General features: G+C 47.2%; 19 protein-coding genes. 17 read left to right on the forward strand and 2 right to left on the reverse strand.

The genetic code is table 11. From position 1 onward, the window contains the following. Positions 1 to 54: 54 nt before the first annotated feature. The 14 genes from mnmG to E2I14_RS17005 all read left to right on the forward strand — a co-directional run bounded on the left by mnmG (position 55) and on the right by E2I14_RS17005 (position 12,494). Entirely contained in the window at positions 55 to 1,998 is a 1,944-nt protein-coding gene (gene mnmG / locus E2I14_RS16940; protein WP_133330707.1) for a tRNA uridine-5-carboxymethylaminomethyl(34) synthesis enzyme MnmG, read from the forward strand. 2 nt (positions 1,999 to 2,000) lie between these two features. Next, positions 2,001 to 2,648: a 16S rRNA (guanine(527)-N(7))-methyltransferase RsmG gene (rsmG, locus tag E2I14_RS16945; protein ID WP_133330709.1), complete on the forward strand. Its 648-nt coding sequence runs from the start codon at positions 2,001 to 2,003 to the stop codon at positions 2,646 to 2,648. 58 nt (positions 2,649 to 2,706) lie between these two features. Then, entirely contained in the window at positions 2,707 to 3,480 is a 774-nt protein-coding gene (locus E2I14_RS16950) for a ParA family protein (RefSeq protein WP_133330711.1), read from the forward strand. Positions 3,481 to 3,534: 54 nt separating this feature from the next. Beyond that, positions 3,535 to 4,419 (forward strand): ParB/RepB/Spo0J family partition protein, encoded by an 885-nt coding sequence (locus tag E2I14_RS16955; RefSeq protein WP_133330713.1) that lies wholly within the window; start codon positions 3,535 to 3,537, stop codon positions 4,417 to 4,419. A gap of 510 nt (positions 4,420 to 4,929) precedes the next feature. After that, positions 4,930 to 5,268 (forward strand): ATP synthase subunit I, encoded by a 339-nt coding sequence (locus E2I14_RS16960; protein WP_133330714.1) that lies wholly within the window; start codon positions 4,930 to 4,932, stop codon positions 5,266 to 5,268. A 4-nt stretch (positions 5,269 to 5,272) separates the two neighbouring features. Then, the gene (atpB, locus tag E2I14_RS16965) at positions 5,273 to 6,094 is read left to right on the forward strand and encodes a F0F1 ATP synthase subunit A (RefSeq protein WP_133330716.1); all 822 of its coding nucleotides are present in this window, start codon (positions 5,273 to 5,275) and stop codon (positions 6,092 to 6,094) included. A 115-nt stretch (positions 6,095 to 6,209) separates the two neighbouring features. Beyond that, positions 6,210 to 6,449: a F0F1 ATP synthase subunit C gene (gene atpE, locus E2I14_RS16970; protein ID WP_133330718.1), complete on the forward strand. Its 240-nt coding sequence runs from the start codon at positions 6,210 to 6,212 to the stop codon at positions 6,447 to 6,449. A 62-nt stretch (positions 6,450 to 6,511) separates the two neighbouring features. After that, positions 6,512 to 6,982 carry a F0F1 ATP synthase subunit B gene (locus tag E2I14_RS16975; protein ID WP_133330720.1) on the forward strand — a complete coding sequence of 157 codons (471 nt, stop codon included), beginning with the start codon at positions 6,512 to 6,514 and terminating at the stop codon, positions 6,980 to 6,982. Positions 6,983 to 6,984: 2 nt separating this feature from the next. Continuing rightward, the gene (locus tag E2I14_RS16980; protein ID WP_133330722.1) at positions 6,985 to 7,518 is read left to right on the forward strand and encodes a F0F1 ATP synthase subunit delta; all 534 of its coding nucleotides are present in this window, start codon (positions 6,985 to 6,987) and stop codon (positions 7,516 to 7,518) included. Positions 7,519 to 7,575: 57 nt separating this feature from the next. Continuing rightward, positions 7,576 to 9,117 (forward strand): F0F1 ATP synthase subunit alpha, encoded by a 1,542-nt coding sequence (gene atpA / locus E2I14_RS16985; protein ID WP_133330724.1) that lies wholly within the window; start codon positions 7,576 to 7,578, stop codon positions 9,115 to 9,117. 46 nt (positions 9,118 to 9,163) lie between these two features. Then, positions 9,164 to 10,033 (forward strand): F0F1 ATP synthase subunit gamma, encoded by an 870-nt coding sequence (gene atpG / locus E2I14_RS16990; RefSeq protein ID WP_133330726.1) that lies wholly within the window; start codon positions 9,164 to 9,166, stop codon positions 10,031 to 10,033. A gap of 76 nt (positions 10,034 to 10,109) precedes the next feature. Next, entirely contained in the window at positions 10,110 to 11,495 is a 1,386-nt protein-coding gene (gene atpD, locus E2I14_RS16995; RefSeq protein ID WP_133330728.1) for a F0F1 ATP synthase subunit beta, read from the forward strand. 78 nt (positions 11,496 to 11,573) lie between these two features. Beyond that, positions 11,574 to 11,996, forward strand: coding sequence for a F0F1 ATP synthase subunit epsilon (locus E2I14_RS17000; protein WP_133330730.1), 423 nt, complete (start codon positions 11,574 to 11,576; stop codon positions 11,994 to 11,996). Between the two features lie 243 nt (positions 11,997 to 12,239). After that, complete coding sequence (locus tag E2I14_RS17005) at positions 12,240 to 12,494, forward strand: hypothetical protein (protein ID WP_133330732.1); 255 nt, start codon at positions 12,240 to 12,242, stop codon at positions 12,492 to 12,494. A gap of 253 nt (positions 12,495 to 12,747) precedes the next feature. Here E2I14_RS17005 and E2I14_RS17010 read toward each other — a convergent pair whose 3' ends face one another. Together E2I14_RS17010 and nhaR are read right to left on the reverse strand one after the other, a co-directional pair. Further along, entirely contained in the window at positions 12,748 to 13,011 is a 264-nt protein-coding gene (locus E2I14_RS17010; protein WP_133330734.1) for a hypothetical protein, read from the reverse strand. Continuing rightward, positions 12,998 to 13,900 (reverse strand): transcriptional activator NhaR, encoded by a 903-nt coding sequence (gene nhaR / locus E2I14_RS17015; protein WP_133330736.1) that lies wholly within the window; start codon positions 13,898 to 13,900, stop codon positions 12,998 to 13,000. The genes E2I14_RS17010 and nhaR overlap by 14 nt, the downstream gene beginning before the upstream one ends. Before the next feature lie 141 nt (positions 13,901 to 14,041). Here nhaR and E2I14_RS17020 point away from each other — a divergent pair, with 141 nt between their 5' ends. From E2I14_RS17020 to metH, 3 genes are all read left to right on the forward strand, one after another. Next, positions 14,042 to 14,230: a hypothetical protein gene (locus E2I14_RS17020; protein WP_133330738.1), complete on the forward strand. Its 189-nt coding sequence runs from the start codon at positions 14,042 to 14,044 to the stop codon at positions 14,228 to 14,230. A gap of 2 nt (positions 14,231 to 14,232) precedes the next feature. Further along, a complete protein-coding gene (locus E2I14_RS17025) occupies positions 14,233 to 15,189 on the forward strand; it encodes a TerC family protein (RefSeq protein WP_133330740.1) in 957 nt (318 codons plus the stop codon). 368 nt (positions 15,190 to 15,557) lie between these two features. Continuing rightward, positions 15,558 to 19,271: a methionine synthase gene (gene metH, locus E2I14_RS17030; protein WP_133330756.1), complete on the forward strand. Its 3,714-nt coding sequence runs from the start codon at positions 15,558 to 15,560 to the stop codon at positions 19,269 to 19,271. The last annotated feature ends 429 nt before the right edge of the window (positions 19,272 to 19,700 follow it).

Genomic DNA, 19,700 nt, shown 5'->3' on the forward strand with positions numbered 1-19,700 from the left:
AACTAAAAAAGATTTATAATCTCAACTTCGGAAGATTAGTGCTTTAAGGCTTGTATGTATTATCCAAAAGAATTTGATGTGATCGTTGTAGGTGGTGGGCACGCAGGGACAGAGGCCGCATTGGCTTCTGCTCGTATGGGTCAATCTACATTATTGCTAACCCATAATATCGAAACGCTTGGTCAGATGTCCTGTAATCCTTCCATCGGTGGGATCGGAAAAGGGCATTTGGTTAAAGAAGTTGATGCCATGGGTGGCGCAATGGCGATCGCTACGGATGAAGCGGGTATCCAGTTTCGCATATTAAATTCCTCGAAAGGGCCTGCAGTTCGTGCAACGCGGGCGCAGGCCGATCGCATCTTATACAAACAAGCTATTCGTAGCCGGCTAGAAAATCAGCCTAATCTTTGGATTTTTCAGCAAGCTGTTGATGACTTATTAGTTGAGTCAGACCGTGTTGTCGGTGCGGTGACTCAAGTAGGAATTAAGTTTAAATCCAAGTCGGTTGTACTTACTGCCGGAACATTTCTTGATGGAAAAATTCATGTTGGTCTGAATCAATACGCTGCCGGTCGAGCAGGTGATCCGCCAGCGATTTCCCTATCAGCTCGCCTGAAAGAATTATCCTTGCCTCAAGGGCGCTTAAAGACTGGAACTCCACCAAGGATAGATGGCCGCTCGATCGACTTCTCGGTGATGGAAGAACAGCCCGGCGACTTAGATCCTGTTCCCGTGTTCTCTGTCATGGGTAATACATCCATGCATCCACGCCAAGTGCCGTGCTGGATTACCCATACTAATCAACGTACTCACGACATCATTCGGTCTGGTTTGGATCGCAGTCCGATGTACACCGGTGTGATTGAGGGGGTTGGACCACGTTATTGCCCATCGATTGAAGATAAGATTCATCGCTTTTCGGGTAAAGAATCGCATCAGATATTCTTGGAACCAGAAGGCTTAACTACCAATGAATTCTATCCAAACGGGATTTCAACCAGTTTGCCATTCGATGTGCAATTGGATTTAGTGCGCTCAATGCGGGGCTTAGAAAACGCTTACATCTTGCGCCCCGGTTACGCAATTGAATATGATTACTTTGATCCTCGTGGGCTAAAAGCCAGTTTGGAAACTCGCCAGATTCAAGGCTTATTCTTCGCCGGACAAATTAACGGTACTACCGGCTACGAAGAAGCCGCCGCGCAAGGGATGTTAGCTGGATTAAATGCCGCACTATATACCCAAGAAAAAGACGCTTGGGTACCAAGCCGCTCCGAAGGATATTTAGGCGTCTTGGTGGATGATCTGATTACCAAAGGCGTACAAGAACCGTATCGCATGTTCACCAGCCGTGCTGAGTTCAGATTAAGTCTGCGCGAAGATAACGCCGATATGCGCTTAACCGAGATTGGTCGCAAACTCGGTTGTGTGGGCGATGCGCAATGGGATGCGTTCCAAATTAAACGCGAATCCGTCGCGCGCGAATTAGAGCGCTTACGCACAACTTGGGTTAATCCGCGTTTAGTGGACAACGCAGAAGCCGAGCGAGTAGTGGGCAAAGCATTGGAGCGCGAATATTCCTTAGCCGATTTATTGCGTCGCCCACAAGTTAATTACGATGCATTAATGACCTTGCGCGGTGTTGATGGACAAGACGTTGCTGGCCCGGCAGTCGATAGCGATATCGTCAAAGAGCAAATTGAAATTCATATTAAATATGCGGGCTATATTGATCGCCAAGCCAAAGAAGTGCAACGCCATGCCCATTTTGAAAACTTGCCCATGCCCGACAATTTCGACTACTTAGAAGTGTCCGGTTTATCGATCGAAGTGAAGCAAAAACTCAACAAACAGCGTCCAGAAACCTTAGGCCAATGCAGCCGAATTTCTGGTGTAACTCCAGCCGCTATTTCCTTGTTGCTGGTTCATTTAAAAAAACGTGGTTTTAAAGATTTCTCCCAAACACCGCTCGTTGAAGTGGAACAGGGAGAAGTTTGACGATGGCTGGTGTAAATGAAAAAGACGAATGCCGTCGGTTGTTGTTAGACGGCATCGCCGCGCTGCAGCTGGATTTAAGTCAGCAGCAATGCGATCAGTTAATCGCTTACCTTGATTTATTGATCAAGTGGAACAGCGTCTACAACCTAACTTCTATCCGCAACCCGCGTGACATGGTCAAGCAACATTTGCTTGATAGCCTAACTGCTGTGTCGGTATTTAATCAGGCAAAGTCGATTTTAGATGTGGGTTCTGGTGGCGGTTTGCCCGGTATTGTTTTGGCGATTGTGTATCCCACGACGAAGGTGGCGTTAATTGATACGGTCAATAAAAAGACGGCGTTTTTGCGCCAAGTCAAAGCCGAATTAGGTTTAAAAAACGTCACCGTTCATACCGGTAGAGTAGAGCAGTTATCCGATGTTGAATTGTTCGATGTAATCACCTCGCGTGCGTTTTCCGAACTTGTCAATTTCGTGAGTTGGGCTGGCCATTTACTGGCGCCAAACGGCGTAATGATTGCGCTAAAAGGCCAATTGCCCGAGCACGAAATTGAAGTTCTTCCCGCAGGTTGGAAGGTCAATGAAATTAGAGAAATCCACGTGCCAGGCTTAGAAGCGCAGCGGCATTTACTCTGGTTAGTTCGAAGTTAATTTTCAGAAAACATTATTAATTTAACTAAGTAAAAACACACTTTTTATTGAAAGAACTATGGCTAAAATTTTCTGCATCGCAAATCAAAAAGGTGGCGTTGGAAAAACCACAACTACGGTAAATTTAGCCGCCAGTCTCGCACAAATAAAACAGCGTGTTTTGTTGGTCGATTTGGATCCACAGGGAAACGCCACCATGGGATCGGGCGTCAACAAATCGAGTTTAAAGGCCACGATTTATCAAGTATTACTGGGCATGTCGGATGTCAAAACGGTGCGCCAGCGTTCGGCTTGTGAAACGTTTGATGTGCTGCCAGCCAACCGCGAATTAGCTGGTGCCGAAGTTGAAATGGTCGAACTGGATAACCGTGAAAACCGCCTACGTTTAGCCTTACAAGAAGTCAACAGCGAATACGATTTCATCTTAATTGATTGCCCACCAGCGCTGTCTATGCTGACCCTCAACGGCTTATGTTCAGCCCACGGCGTTATTATTCCTATGCAATGCGAATACTACGCTCTCGAAGGGTTGTCTGACTTAGCTAACACCATCAAAAAGGTGCATTTAAATCTCAATCCAGATTTAGAAATTATCGGCTTATTGCGCGTCATGTTCGACCCGCGCATGACCTTATCGCAGCAAGTGTCCGATCAGCTTGAACAGCATTTCGGCGACAAAGTATTTAAAACGGTTATTCCGCGTAATGTGCGCCTTGCCGAAGCGCCGTCTTATGGCATGCCGGGGGTAACTTTTGATCCCACCGCCAAGGGTGCGGTCGCCTATTTAGCTTTCGCGGCCGAAATGGTTGAGCGAATTAAGCAACTTAGCTAATTCGACCACCACAAACACATACACAAAAATTCACAACGAAAAGAGTACATAGTAATGGTCACAAAGAAATCTAAAGGTTTGGGTCGTGGTTTGGATGCATTATTGGGTGGAGCGGCCGATTTTGCCGACGCGGTTCCAAATTTAGAAGGTTTTCCGAATGTGTTGTCCTTGGACGTTATGCAAGCCGGTAAATACCAACCGCGTACCCGCATGGACGAAGGTGCACTGGCTGAATTAGCCGCATCGATCAAAGCCCAAGGCATTATGCAGCCCATTTTGGTGCGCCCCATTGGTGTGCATGGTGGTGTGACCAAGTACGAAATTATCGCCGGCGAGCGCCGTTTTAGAGCTTCCCAGTTGGCTGGATTAAAAGAAGTCCCGGTTTTAGTCAAAGATGTCGATGATCAAGCCGCCGCCGCCATGGCCTTGATTGAAAATATCCAACGCGAAGACCTAAATCCATTGGAAGAAGCGCAAGGCTTGCAACGTCTCATCAACGACTTTCACTTTACCCACGAGCAAACAGCGCAGGCAGTCGGTCGCTCGCGCAGCGCCGTCTCTAATTTATTACGCTTGCTGAACTTGGCAAGTCCATTACAAACCATGCTAATGGCCGGCGATATCGACATGGGCCACGCCCGCGCCTTGCTGGCGGTGGATGCCGCAACTCAGATTCAATTGGCTAACCAAGTCGTCGCGAAGCGTTTATCGGTGCGCGATACCGAAAAACTAGTCACTAATGAGACCGCCGAAGCGAAAGTCCGCACGCCAAAAACCGCCGACAAATCGCGCGACATTTTGCGCCTTGAAGAAGAATTGTCCGACCTTTTTGCCACCCAAGTGCAATTGAAAATGGGCAAAAAAGGCAGCGGCCAATTGATTGTTGATTTTGCGACTTTGGATAGTTTAGATGTTGTTTTGGAGAAACTTCGGAGCTAATAGCATGACCAAATTGACCCGAAAACGATGGCAGACAAATTAAAGCGTTAGAAATAACATCTAAACATTGTTTTCAGGCAGCGACAAACTAAGATTTTAGAAACGTAGTTGGCTAGCGAATTTGTATCAAAATTAAACAACAGATTACTCGCCTAGTTGCCAAACAATCATTGGCGAAACCCGCTAAAAGTTTGACGTTATTACGTTGGAACACGTATAATTCCGGGGCTTTGGTCAGACGGCACAAAAAACCGGTCAATCAAATAATGCTGATCTTTCTTAATTCAAGGAAATGAGCGCGTTATTTTGTAAATTAGTTTATACAAAGGGCACAGCATTTAACGATGCCCATCTCGGTAGTAAATAAACGAGTAAATAAATGAGTAAAACTAACTAGTTGCTCGAGCGCATCGGTTTTGCGCACCAGTGCGGTGATTTGTTATCGCCGCAAGTAGTCAGGAAGTTGCCATCAAGGCGGTTGCAGCACAGAAATTTGGAACAGGAAAGCACATGGTACGCATAGTAATGTTGCAAATTGGTGCAGCATTCGTCGTCGCAGTGATTGCGGCGTTAATAGGTGGATATGCTGTCGGAATATCTGCCCTGTTGGGCGGATTATGTTGCGCGATTCCAAATGCCATGTTTGCGCTGCGACTATATGTAGGAACCTTGAAGCCCGATGGAGCGAGCCCCGTGACATTTTTTGTGGGGGAGTTCATCAAGATTGCATTAACTATCGCGTTGCTTGGGGCGGTAGTTTGGTTTTACCGCGAAGTGCATTGGCTCGGATTTTTAGCCGGCTTTATCGTGGTACTTAAAAGTTATTTTATTTTACTATTTAGAAGCTAATCCTATGAACGCACCTGATCACGCACCAACCGCGTCGGAATACATTGTCCACCATCTAGGGCATTTATCTAACAAAACGCAAGTCAACATCGTTGACATGTCCATCATCAATCTTGATACCGTATTTTGGTCTATCTTAGCTGGCGTTATCGGCTGCGCTATTTTGTACATGGCAGCCCGCAAAGCAACCTCTGGCGTGCCAGGACGTTTCCAATCCGCGGTTGAGTTGCTGGTTGAAATGGTGGAAGAACAGTCCAAAAGCATTATCCACGGCGACCGTACCTTCATCGCTCCATTAGCATTAACTGTATTTGTTTGGGTTGCGTTGATGAACTCACTCGACTTTTTACCGGTCGATTTGTTTGCGCGCTTCTTCCATTACTTCGGTTTAGAAGAAACCTTTGAACACCACCGCGTAGTACCAACCGCCGATTTAAATGGCACATTGGGCATCGCGATCGGCGTGTTGTTCTTGATGCTGTACTACAACGTAAAGATTAAAGGCGTTGGCGGCTTCGTGCATGAATTATTTGCTGCACCGTTTGGTATTTACTTCGCACCGTTTAATTTGTTATTGAACATCATCGAATTCGCGGCAAAAACAGTATCACTGGGCATGCGGTTGTTCGGCAACATGTTTGCCGGCGAATTGATTTTCTTGTTGATCGCTTTGTTGGGTTCAACACTGACTGTGTTCGGTATTTTTGGTCAAATTCTGGCTGGCTCAATCTGGGCAATCTTCCATATTTTGATCGTGTTCTTGCAAGCATTTATTTTCATGATGTTGACCTTGGTGTACTTAGGTCAAGCTCACGAAGGTCACTAAGATAGCGGTTTTTGCCTAGCGATTTGTGCCTAGGCAAAGCTACTAGAAGAAGTTTTAGTATTTGTTTTTGTTTTTGGTATTTTAATTTTTGTTTTTTAACTTTAAAGGAATTGTCATGACTGACCTCTCTTTCGTTGCTTTGGCTTGTGGTTTGATTATCGGTTTGGGTGCTATCGGTGCATGTATCGGTATCGCTTTGATGGGTGGTAAATATTTGGAAGCGTCTGCTCGTCAACCAGAATTGATGAACCAATTGCAAACTAAGATGTTCTTGTTGGCTGGTCTGATCGATGCTGCGTTCCTGATCGGTGTTGGTATTGCAATGATGTTTGCTTTCGCTAACCCATTCAAATAATAAGTCATTCCTTTGCTGCAAACTTCGGTTTGCGGATAGAACTATTTAACTAAGGAATTGCTATGAACTTGAATTCAACTTTTATTGTTCAGTTTGTGGTTTTCTTCATTTTGGCTGGCTTCACGATGAAATTCATCTGGCCGCCATTAATGAAAGCGCTCGATGAGCGTGCACAGAAAATCGCGGACGGCTTGGCTGCCGCAGAACGCAGCAAGTCAGAAATGAAAGCAGCGGAAAAACGTGTGCAAGCAGAATTGGCTAGCGCGCACGATGAAGGACAAAAGCGTATTAATGACGCAGAAAAACGCGCTCAATTAATCGTTGACGAAGCGAAGAACACAGCATCTGAAGAAGCCGCTCGCATTTTAGCGAACGCTAAAGCCGACGCTGAACAGCAAGTAACTAAGGCTCGTGATGAATTGCGCAACCAAGTCGCCGTGTTAGCGGTAAAAGGTGCTGAGCAAATTCTGAAACGCGAAATCAACGCCTCAGCTCACGCTGAATTGTTGACTCACTTAAAAGCAGAGCTGTAATCATGGCTGAACTCGCAACGATCGCTCGTCCTTATGCTGAGGCATTATTTCGTGTGGCTAAATCTTCTAACCTAGCAGCTTGGGCTGAATTGGTTAGTGAAATGTCGCAAGCAGCGCAGAACGCAGATGTAAAAGCATTGGTGCAGAATCCAAAAGTTCCCGCAGCAATGGTTGCGGAAACCTTCATCTCTGTACTGAAATCGCCCGTGAATCAAGAAGCGAAAAATTTCATTACAACATTGGCCGGTTATCACCGGCTTTTATTGTTACCTGAAATCGCCGCTCAGTTTCACGACTTGAAAAACGCCCACGAAGGTTCTGCTGATGCCAGCATCAGTAGCGCGTTTGAGCTAACAGCAGCGCAAGTCTCCGATTTGTGCGCAACGCTGGAAGCCAAATTTGGACGCAAACTCAATCCGAGCGTCACAGTAGACCCAGCCCTAATCGGCGGTGTGCGTGTCGTGGTCGGCGATGAAGTGTTAGATACATCGGTACGTGCCAAGCTGCAGCAGATGCAACTAGCCTTGACCGCTTAAGTCGTCTTTGGATAGTCAACGACCACCTAAGCACTAGAAAAAACATTAGGAGTTAATATGCAACTCAACCCATCAGAAATCAGCGAGTTGATCAAAGGCCGTATTGAAGGCCTTGGCAACAGTGCTGAAGTTCGTAACGAAGGTACGGTTATTTCCGTTACCGACGGTATCTGCCGCGTGCACGGTTTATCCGATGCGATGCAAGGCGAGATGCTGGAATTCCCAGGCAACACTTTTGGTTTGGCGCTGAACTTAGAGCGTGACTCCGTTGGTGTGGTTATTTTGGGTGATTACGAGCACATCTCCGAAGGCGATACAGTGAAATGTACTGGTCGTATTTTGGAAGTGCCAATTGGCCCAGAATTACGCGGCCGCGTTGTTAATGCACTTGGTCAGCCTATCGATGGTAAAGGTCCGATCAATGCAAAAATGACCGCGCCAATCGAAAAAATTGCACCTGGCGTTATTGCGCGTCAATCTGTTTCTGAACCTCTGCAAACTGGCTTGAAATCAATCGATTCCATGGTTCCAGTTGGTCGTGGTCAGCGTGAATTGATCATTGGTGATCGTCAAACTGGTAAAACAGCCGTTGCGATCGACACCGTGATCAACCAAAAAGGTCAAAACGTGACATGTATCTATGTCGCGATTGGTCAAAAAGCATCGTCGATCAAAAACGTGGTACGTGCTTTAGAAGCACACGGCGCGATGGAATACACCATTGTGGTTGCCGCTTCCGCCTCTGAATCAGCAGCAATGCAATACGTTTCTGCTTACTCTGGTTGCGCAATGGGTGAATACTTCCGCGATCGTGGTCAAGATGCGTTGATCATTTACGATGATTTGTCCAAACAAGCTGTGGCTTACCGTCAAGTTTCCCTGTTGTTACGCCGTCCACCAGGACGTGAAGCGTACCCAGGTGACGTGTTCTACCTTCACTCCCGTTTGTTAGAGCGCGCAGCTCGCGTGAACCCTGACTACGTTGAGAAATTCACGAACGGTGAAGTCAAAGGTAAAACAGGTTCATTGACAGCATTGCCTATCATTGAAACACAAGCTGGTGACGTTTCTGCTTTCGTTCCAACCAACGTAATTTCGATTACTGACGGTCAGATCTTCTTGGAAACTTCCTTGTTTAACTCTGGCGTTCGTCCAGCGATTAACGCGGGTATTTCAGTGTCGCGCGTTGGTGGTGCTGCACAAACTAAAGTTATCAAGAACTTGTCCGGTGGTATTCGTACCGACTTAGCTCAGTACCGTGAATTGGCCGCGTTTGCTCAGTTCGCTTCTGACTTGGACGAAGCAACTCGCAAGCAATTGGATCGCGGTGCGCGTGTTACTGAATTGTTGAAACAAGCTCAGTACGCACCATTGCCGATTTCCTTGATGGCAGTAACGTTGTTCTCCGTGAACAAAGGTTTCTTGGATGATGTACCAGTGAAGAAAGTATTGGCTTTCGAAGCAGGCGTGCACGATTTCATGAAAACAAGTCACGCAGCCTTGTTACAAAAGATTGAAGAAACCAAGCAACTCGACAAAGACGGCGAAGCAGTGTTGTCTGCAGCGATTGCTGATTTCAAAAAATCCGGCGCTTATTAACACTCATACTTTTGCAACCATGCGTTGCAATTACAAGGGGGCTTAAATGGCTGTCGGTAAAGAGATACGAGGCAAGATCAAAAGCGTAGAAAATACGAAAAAGATCACTAAAGCGATGGAAATGGTTGCCGCGTCCAAAATGCGTAAAGCGCAAGACCGGATGCGTGCAGCTCGTCCTTATAGTGAAAAAATTCGTGTCATCGCTGCGAACTTGTCTGAGGCAAATCCTGAGTACACCCATCCGTTCTTAGTTACTAAAGAAAAATTCAAGCACATTGGATTGATCGTGGTAACGACAGATAAAGGTTTGTGCGGCGGCTTGAATACCAACGTTTTGCGTTTGGTAACCAACAAACTGCGTGAAGCCGAAGGACAGGGATGCAAGGTCGAGACCGTGGCAATCGGCAATAAAGGCTTAGGCTTTTTAAACCGTATTGGCGCCAAGGTATCAGCGCAAGTGGTACAACTAGGTGATACACCGCATTTGGATAAATTGATCGGCCCAGTCAAAGTCTTGCTGGACGCTTATCAAGACGGAAGATTAGATGCGGTCTACCTGTGTTATACCAAGTTCATTAACACCATGAAGCAAGAGCCAAAAGTGGAGCAATTGTTGCCACTGACGGCCGACAAACTGGAAGTCAAAAAGGGTGACCATTCGTGGGATTACCTGTACGAACCAGATGCCCAAACGGTGATTGATGAATTGCTAGTTCGTTATGTTGAAGCACAAATCTACCAAGGTGTAGCGGAAAACATGGCGTCAGAACAATCGGCCCGTATGGTGGCGATGAAATCTGCTAGCGATAATGCAGGTAACGTGATTGGTGAGCTGAAGTTAATTTATAACAAAACTCGTCAAGCTGCGATTACCAAAGAGCTTTCCGAAATTGTGGCTGGTGCGGCGGCGGTTTAATCAACATCGATTAAACACGTGATTTGCCGAAACGGTAAAGATAATTAAGTAACTATTAATAATAGAAGGAACGAACATGGCTGATGGCAAAATCGTTCAGTGTATCGGCGCTGTTGTGGACGTTGAGTTTCCACGCAATGCGATGCCTAAGGTATACGATGCCTTGAAAATGGAAGGCTCCGAGTTGACATTAGAAGTTCAACAGCAATTGGGTGACGGTATCGTCCGTACCATTGCGTTGGGTACTTCCGATGGTCTGCGTCGTGGCATGGTAATTCAAAACACAGGTAAGCCAATTACCGTTCCAACTGGTGCGGCAACATTGGGCCGTATCATGGACGTCTTGGGTAACCCAATTGACGAAGCAGGTCCAGTTACAACGGACACACACGCTCCAATTCACCGTAAAGCGCCCGCTTACGACGAACTGTCTCCATCACAAGATCTGTTAGAAACAGGTATTAAAGTGATTGACTTGGTTTGCCCGTTTGCTAAAGGCGGTAAAGTCGGTTTGTTCGGCGGTGCCGGTGTTGGTAAGACCGTTAACATGATGGAATTGATCAACAACATCGCTAAAGAACACTCAGGTTTGTCCGTGTTTGCTGGTGTTGGTGAGCGTACTCGTGAAGGTAATGACTTCTACCACGAGATGAAAGATTCCAACGTGTTGGACAAAGTTGCGATGGTGTATGGTCAGATGAATGAACCACCAGGAAACCGTTTGCGCGTTGCCTTGACTGGTTTGACTATCGCTGAAGGTTTCCGTGACGAAGGTAAAGACGTGTTGTTCTTCGTCGATAACATCTATCGTTACACATTGGCTGGTACCGAAGTTTCTGCGTTGTTAGGCCGTATGCCTTCCGCCGTGGGTTACCAACCAACGTTGGCCGAAGAAATGGGTAAGTTGCAAGAGCGTATTACTTCAACTAAAACTGGTTCGATTACATCGATTCAAGCGGTTTATGTTCCAGCCGATGACTTGACCGATCCATCTCCAGCAACCACATTTGCTCACTTGGATTCCACCGTCGTTTTGTCCCGTGATATCGCATCGTTAGGTATTTACCCAGCGGTTGATCCACTCGACTCAACATCACGCCAGTTAGATCCACAGGTCGTTGGTCAAGAGCACTACGAAACAGCACGCGCTGTTCAAGGTACTTTGCAACGCTACAAAGAATTGCGCGACATTATCGCCATTTTGGGTATGGATGAATTGGCGCCAGAAGATAAGTTGCTCGTTGCTCGCGCACGTAAAATGCAACGTTTCTTGTCGCAGCCATTCCACGTTGCTGAAGTATTTACCGGCTCTCCAGGTAAATATGTTTCGTTGAAAGACACCATCAAGGGCTTCAAAATGATTGCCTCTGGTGAACTCGATCACTTACCGGAACAAGCGTTTTACATGGTTGGCACAATTGACGAAGCAATCGAAAAAGCGAAGAAAATGGCAGCAGCGTAATGCTGTTGTGTGAGTCGCCCTGCGTTTAATGCGCGGCGACTCATCTTTGTTTGACGATGTTTTTAATAAGGTTCCAACATGGCACACACTATTCAAGTTGATGTGGTTTCTGCAGAAGAGTCGATCTTCTCTGGTATTGCTGAATTTGTCGCATTGCCAGGTGAAGCGGGTGAGTTGGGGATTTATCCACAACATACTCCGCTCATCACACGCATTAAACCAGGTTCCGTTCGTATCAAGGTTCCTGGTCAAGCAGAAGAGTTGTTGGTTTTTGTTGCTGGTGGTTTGCTGGAAGTTCAACCACACAATGTCATCGTTCTGGCCGATTCCGCGATTCGCGGCAAAGACTTAGACGAAGCCAAAGCAACAGAAGCGAAAAAACTCGCAGAAAACAAACTGGCTAATCGCGATGCAAAAATCGATTTTGCGCAAGCACAATCCGAATTAGCAACAGCGATTGCGCAATTGGCGGCAATCGAAAAATTACGTCAAAAGCGTTAATGCACTCAAACTCGTTGAAAAACAGTTTTCTAAAAAGCAGCTTCGGCTGCTTTTTTTATTGCCATCGCCATTTCCTTACACGCGATTCAAGTTGCGTGCGCAGCACAAGCCATAAGAATCAGTAACACATAAAAAATATCTAGCCTTTTTATTCGCGACTGGAACACAAGTTCTCGATACCACCCGTTGAATTAATTTCTCATAGATAGGTCGACTAAGCTCTGCCATATTAAGGAGAAAATCATGTTTAAACAAATCGGTATCGTTCTAATTACTACGGCTCTGGCATTTCCTCACGTAGCAAACGCCAACGATGAAAAACCAAAACTGCGTGGAACGGTTTGCGATGGCACACTATTTAAATTGACATGCGGATATATTGGGGAAGTGACAGTTCCCGAAATTTATGAAAAAGGTTGGCGCATTATTGCTGTTGTTCAAAGCGGTAGCGGTCGCAGTGTTAGCGTCATTATTGAAGAACAGGAGACAAAATCATGACCCAATTTCGGAAAGCACTCTTTTTTCTTCCTTTACTATTTGCGTATCTGCTCTGCGATAACACGCTCAAAAGTTTTATAGAGATGTCTATTGGTGGACTCATACTGTGGATTCCCTATTGGCTCGCATGGTGGTTAAGTGATGGGTTCAGTAATGTGCAGCTTGCCAATCTAAATAACGACTTTGATGAAATTCTTTTTTCAACGAACTCAGAAGTTTATGTGTATACATTCGGTCCACAAGGCTTAGGGTATTACGATAACGGAATGCTTCTTTCTAATTGAAATCCAGGATTATCTTCACGTTTTTTATTCTCATTGAGTTTCACGCCGCCTTTGATCAGATCTAATCCGTTTAAAAGAGTATCTTTCACATCGCGCTTTTCCATATCTTCAACACCACCCATCGGATTAGCGCGACCTTCGCCCGCTTTTTTATCAAAGCTTGCTCGGTCTTTAGATTTTTCTTTAAAGTCGGTGTGGCTTAGGGAGCTTGGCTCGGTATTAATGGTTTCCATTATCTGCTGTGATAGCCTCTTGAATCGCTAACACCGCCGGATGGCTAATCTTGCGCTCAGCCGAGATAACATAAAACTGCTCGACCACCTCGTTGCAAATCCCGATTTGTTGCACTTGGTATTGCTGTTCGATTAAATGTGCGATTGAGCGCGGCGCGGAGAAAAAGCCGACGCTGGCTTGCCCAAATGCCATCATCAACGCCCCATCATCAAACTCGCCGACAATGCTCGGCTTAATGTCGATATCGTTAAACCACTGCATCAACTTCAAGCGCACCGACGTATCAAGGCCCTGAATTAGCAGCGGTGCCTCATGTAGGCAAATCGGAAAAGGTTGAGCGAATTGCTCGCGCAGTTTTTGGGTTGCGAAAAACGCCAATTCGCTTTGCTCCAAAAAATGGCTGTAAGCACGCACGCCTAATGTCGGCGGCATCGGTGCGTCACTGATGACCACATCCAATTTGTGCGCGGCCAGCAATGCGAGCAGATCGGTAATTTTCCCTTCTTGGCAATTCAAGCGCACAGGTTGCTTAAGCTGCAATGTGGGCGCGAGCAACTTTTGTGCGATAGTTTTAGGCACAGCGTCCGAAATACCAACACGCAAAAACAAACTGCGCGCATTGGGATGCAACTGCAAGACTTCTTCAAGTTCTTGCCCCAGAGAAAAAATCTCCTCGGCATACGCCAACACCATGCGCCCGGATTCGCTCAATTCCAAGTTGCGCCCATTCTTTAAAAATAATTTCTCGCCATGTAATTCCTCAAACAGAGTAAGCTGAGCGCTAATGGTTTGCGGTGTGATATGTAAGTGCCTACTCGCCTCAATAATGCTGCCATGCTTAGCTACCGCCAAGAAGTAATGCAGATGTTTGTAATTAATCGCAGCCATTTCAACTCCTTAGCGTTAAAGCTATTATCAACTTTTTTCGATGTATTGAAGAATTTTAATCGACTTTTATTGATCGTTGCTTGCAGGTATTCTACTGACTTCTTACAATCAAGTTGAGTAACGGAAATGAAGGCTCAGAGAATGCACCAACGCTTTGCTAAGTTAGATGATGTTGAGACAGTTGCTTACCGTGAAGTCGGTGATAAATCCAAGGGGAAGCACGATGACTCGCCGAGCACAATTTTGCAAAAATTGCTTTGGACAGTATTTAGCGAACTAAACTGGTTATTACGCAAACACGTGGCTAGCCGCCCATTAAATAAAGGATAACGATGCACACGATTGCACAACCCTGGATGTGGGGCGCGTTTTTACTATTTGTGTTGGCCATGTTGGCGGTCGACATATTTGCCTGCGGTGGCAGCAAAGCTCAAAAGATGAGTGTGAAACAAGCCGCTTTTTGGTCGCTCATTTGGATTAGTTTGGCCTTGCTGTTTGCGCTGGGGATGTATTTCTACTTAACGCCGCAACTTGGTGCTGAGGCCGCGCAAGCCGATGCAATGGAATTCTTGGCTGGCTATGTGATCGAGAAATCCTTGTCGGTTGATAATATTTTCGTCTTTTTGCTGATCTTTAGTCACTTCTCGGTACCGGTCGAATACCAACGTAAAGTCCTGCTATACGGTGTGTTGGGCGCGATTGTGATGCGGATTGCCATGATCTTGGGCGGCGTTTGGGTCGTGGAGCAGTTTGACTGGGTGTTGTATGTGTTCGGCGTGTTTTTGGTCATTACTGGTATCAAAATGATTTTTTCAGCCGACCATGACCAGGATTTGAACGCTAACCCAGTGGTGCGTTACGCCAAAAAGCTCTTGCCCTTTACGTCTGATTTTCGAGGTGAAAAGTTTAGCGTGATCGAAAACGGTAAGCGCGTTTTTACGCCTTTGCTGTTAGTGCTGATCATGATTGAAGTATCGGACGTGGTGTTCGCTGTGGATTCGATACCCGCAATCTTTGCAGTGACCACCGACCCGTTTATTGTATTCACGTCAAACATTTTCGCCATCATGGGCTTACGGGCGCTGTATTTCCTGTTAGCGGATATGGCCGAGCGGTTCCATTTGCTTAAGTTTGGTCTCGCGCTGGTGCTGATGTTTGTTGGTATAAAAATGCTGATCGTCGATTGGGTGCATGTTCCAACGATGATTTCCTTGGCAGTCATTGCGGTGATTGTCGCCGGGTCAGTCATCTTGAGCCTAGTGCTAACGAAGCCGAAATCAGCGACATAACGTAACAGCAATTCCACCGGTTCAAATTAAGGCAAATGGCGTACCGCGCACACGGTGCGCCGTTTGCCTTTCTTGTAAGTAATCCGAATAAGTTTATAAATAAGATGACTAAGCGCGGCAAAGGGCGGCAAAGTTCTTTGACGTATAATGTCTGGTTTCCTATCATCAACAGATAGAAATTATGCAAATCAGCCAACGATTAGTTCAGATCAGGCTGCCCGCCGCCTCGATGTAACGGCTTTACGCGGCAACAATCAATTTGCATAGGCGACATTCCCAGCATTCCTGCATCTCTCTGGCGCAATCCAGAGCTAAAAATTTAAATGACTACCATGACCGCGATTTCAGCTAACAACGCCCAGCAAGCCATGTCCGCCACAGAAGTTCAATTACGCGAGCTAATGGCGCAGCGTATTTTGATTCTTGATGGCGCCATGGGAACAATGATTCAGCAATACAAGCTGACCGAGGCAGATTATCGTGGCGAGCGTTTTAAGGATTTTCAAGGCCCCGGACGCGAGTTGTTTGTAAAGGGCAATAACGAGCTACTGACCTTAACCCAGCCGCATATTATTTCGGAAGTGCATGAAAAGTATTTAGCCGCCGGTGCTGACTTAATCGAAACCAATACCTTTGGCGCAACCACAGTAGCGCAAGACGATTACCACATGGCGCACTTGGCTTACGAGATGAACGTGGCCGCCGCCAAATTAGCTCGCGCCGCATGCGATAAATACAGCACTCCCGATAAGCCGCGTTTCGTCGCGGGTGCCTTAGGCCCAACTCCAAAAACCGCGTCTATTTCACCCGACGTGAACGATCCGGCCGCGCGTAACGTCACCTTTGATCAACTAGTTGATGCCTATTTGGAACAAACACGTGGCTTGGTCGAAGGCGGCGCGGATGTTTTATTGGTCGAAACCATCTTTGATACCTTAAATTGCAAGGCCGCGTTATTTGCCATCGAGACATTTTTTGAGGGCGGCGGTAAGCGTTTGCCCGTGATGATTTCGGGTACCGTCACCGATGCATCGGGACGTATTTTGTCTGGCCAAACCGTGCCAGCTTTTTGGAACTCGATTCGCCACATTAAGCCGCTCACCGTCGGGTTAAATTGTGCTTTGGGTGCGACCTTGATGCGTCCTTATGCCGAAGAACTATCCAAGCTGGCTGACACCTTTGTATGTATTTATCCGAACGCTGGATTGCCCAACCCAATGAGCGATACTGGCTTCGATGAAACACCCGCCGTGACGTCGTCCTTAGTGCGCGAATTCGCCGAGAGCGGCTTCGTCAACATAGCCGGCGGTTGCTGCGGTACCACGCCAGCGCACATTCAAGCCATTGCCGAACAAGTACGCGACATCGCCCCGCGTAAAGTGCCAACCGTGCCACACTTTATGCGTTTGTCTGGATTAGAGCCATTTGTAATCGACGATCAATCGTTGTTCGTCAACGTGGGCGAGCGCACCAACGTAACGGGTTCCAAAGCCTTTGCACGTTTGATTTTGAATGAGCAATACGACGAAGCCTTAGCGGTCGCCCGTCAGCAAGTGGAAAACGGCGCACAAATTATAGACATTAACATGGACGAAGCGATGCTCGATTCAGTCGCTGCCATGACGCGCTTTTTAAATCTAATCGCCTCCGAACCGGACATTGCGCGCGTGCCGTTAATGATCGATTCCTCCAAATGGTCGGTCATCGAAGCTGGTCTGAAATGCGTGCAGGGCAAAGCCATCGTCAATTCCATTTCGATGAAAGAGGGTGAAGCAGAATTTCTGCGCCAAGCCAGCTTATGCAAACGTTATGGCGCCGCGGTAATCGTGATGGCCTTTGATGAAAAAGGGCAAGCCGACACATTCGAGCGCAAAATCGAAATCTGCCAACGCGCCTATAACCTGCTTGTCAGCAAGGTCGATTTCCCACCGGAAGACATTATTTTCGATCCCAATATTTTCGCGATCGCCACCGGGATCGAGGAGCACAATAATTACGCGGTTGATTTTATCAATGCCACACGCTGGATCAAAGATAATTTGCCGGGTGCAAAAATCAGCGGCGGTGTATCCAACGTAAGTTTTAGCTTCCGCGGCAACGACCCAGCGCGCGAAGCCATCCACACCGTATTTTTATATCACGCGATTCAGGCGGGGATGACCATGGGCATCGTCAACGCCGGCATGGTTGGAGTGTATAGCGAACTCGATCCCGCGCTGCGCGAAGCCGTCGAAGACGTCGTGTTAAACCGTCGCCCCGATTCCACCGAGCGCATGATCGACATGGCCGCGACCTTAAAGGCAGGCGACAAAAAAGCCGAAGCTACTTTGGAATGGCGTAACGAACCCGTCAATAAACGTCTAGCGCATGCCATGGTGCATGGCATCACACAATGGATTGTTGAAGATACCGAAGAAGCCCGTCAAGGTTTTGAATTCCCCATCCAAGTCATCGAAGGTCCGCTCATGGACGGGATGAATGTGGTCGGTGATTTATTCGGTCAGGGCAAAATGTTTTTACCGCAAGTGGTCAAATCCGCGCGCGTGATGAAGCAAGCAGTGGCGCATTTGCTGCCCTTTATCGAGGCCGAAAAGAAGCGCTCCGGCGACAACAAACCAAAAGGCAAAATCGTCATCGCCACCGTCAAAGGCGACGTGCATGACATTGGCAAAAACATCGTCTCGGTCGTGCTGCAATGTAATAACTTTGAAGTCGTCAACATGGGCGTGATGGTGCCGTGCTCAGAAATTCTCGCGGTCGCTAAAGCAGAAAATGCCGACATCATTGGCTTGTCCGGTTTGATTACACCATCCCTAGAAGAGATGGCCTATGTCGCCAAAGAAATGCAACGCGACCCGCATTTCCGCATGCTTAAAATTCCATTGATGATTGGTGGCGCAACCACAAGCCGTGCGCATACTGCCGTGAAAATTGCACCAAATTACGAAGGCCCAGTTGTCTATGTGCCCGATGCCTCGCGTTCGGTATCGGTAGCGCAATCGTTATTGACGGTCGATCAGCGCCAGCAATATGTTGACGAATTGGCCGCAGACTACGAACGCATCCGCGTCTTGCATGCCAACAAAAAAGCCACGCCGATGGTCAGTATCGCGGCGGCGCGCAAAAATAAAACAGCGCTCTCATTTGAAGGTCAATACGCGCCAGTCAAACCAAAATTCATTGGTCGTCGAATCTTAAAGAACATCGATTTGGCGACGATTGCTCAGTACATCGACTGGGGTCCGTTTTTCCAAACTTGGGATTTGGCCGGCCCGTACCCCGCAATTTTGACCGATGAAATCGTCGGAGAAGCCGCGACCAAAGTGTTTGCTGAAGGTCAGGCCATGCTCAAGAAAATTATCGAAGGTCGTTGGCTGACAGCCAATGGCGTCATCATGTTATTACCGGCCAACAGCGTCAACGACGACGACATCGAAATTTATACCGATGAAACGCGCAGCCAGGTTGCCTTGACGTATTACGGCCTGCGTCAGCAAACGGAAAAGCCCGTCATCGATGGCGTTGCGCGTCCGAATCAATGCTTAGCCGATTTCATCGCGCCGAAATCGAGTGGTGTCGAAGACTACATCGGCATCTTCGCGGTGACAGCAGGCTTGGGAATTGAAAAGCACGAGCAGCGCTTTGAAACTGCTCACGATGATTACAGCAGCATCATGCTCAAATCACTCGCCGATCGATTAGCCGAAGCCTTCGCTGAATATTTGCATGAACGTGTGCGTAAAGATTTCTGGGGTTACGCCGCGGATGAGCAGTTGAGCAATGCTGAGTTAATCAAAGAAACGTACAAAGGGATACGTCCAGCTCCGGGCTATCCAGCTTGCCCAGAACACACGGTCAAAGCCGAGGTGTTCAAACTGATGCAATGCGAAGAGATCGACATGTATATTACGGAATCCTTTGCGATGATCCCGGGCGCAGCGGTTTCCGGTTTCTACTTCGCTCATCCTGAGTCGAAGTATTTCAGCGTTGGCAAAATAGATTCAGATCAAGTGGACGATATGGCCAAGCGTCGCTCCATTAGCCGCGACCAAATCGAAAGCTGGTTAGCACCGAATCTCTAAACGGTTGAAATCAAAGCCAGATGAAAGGCGCGGCGCGAGCTGCGCCTTTTTCTTTGGTGTTCAACAAAGTCCACGCGGTTGTTTTTTTGGGGCCGTACAAATTATTTTCTAAAAGGTCTTGCGGAGTTCGGTTGGATTTTGCTATAGTTCGCCTCCCGCAGAAATCGCGGGGTAAAACGGGTTGATGGAGTGGCCCGAATTACGCGAGAAGTTGAAGTGGCCATGCCGGATTGAACGCAAAACGTCGTAAAAATAAGTGTTGACGGTTTGCTGGAATTGCCCCATAATCTCGTTTCTGTACCGCGAACAAACACAACGCTTTGTCCGCCTAAAGTACGACTTTCCCCGCTAAAGCGGCCAGTCAGAACACACAGCAGTCAGTAACTAAACTTATCTGACGTTCTTTAACAACATACAGTCAATAAATGT

Source organism: Sapientia aquatica, assembly GCF_004358105.1.
Taxonomy (GTDB): Bacteria; Pseudomonadota; Gammaproteobacteria; order Burkholderiales; family Burkholderiaceae_D; genus Solimicrobium; species Solimicrobium aquaticum.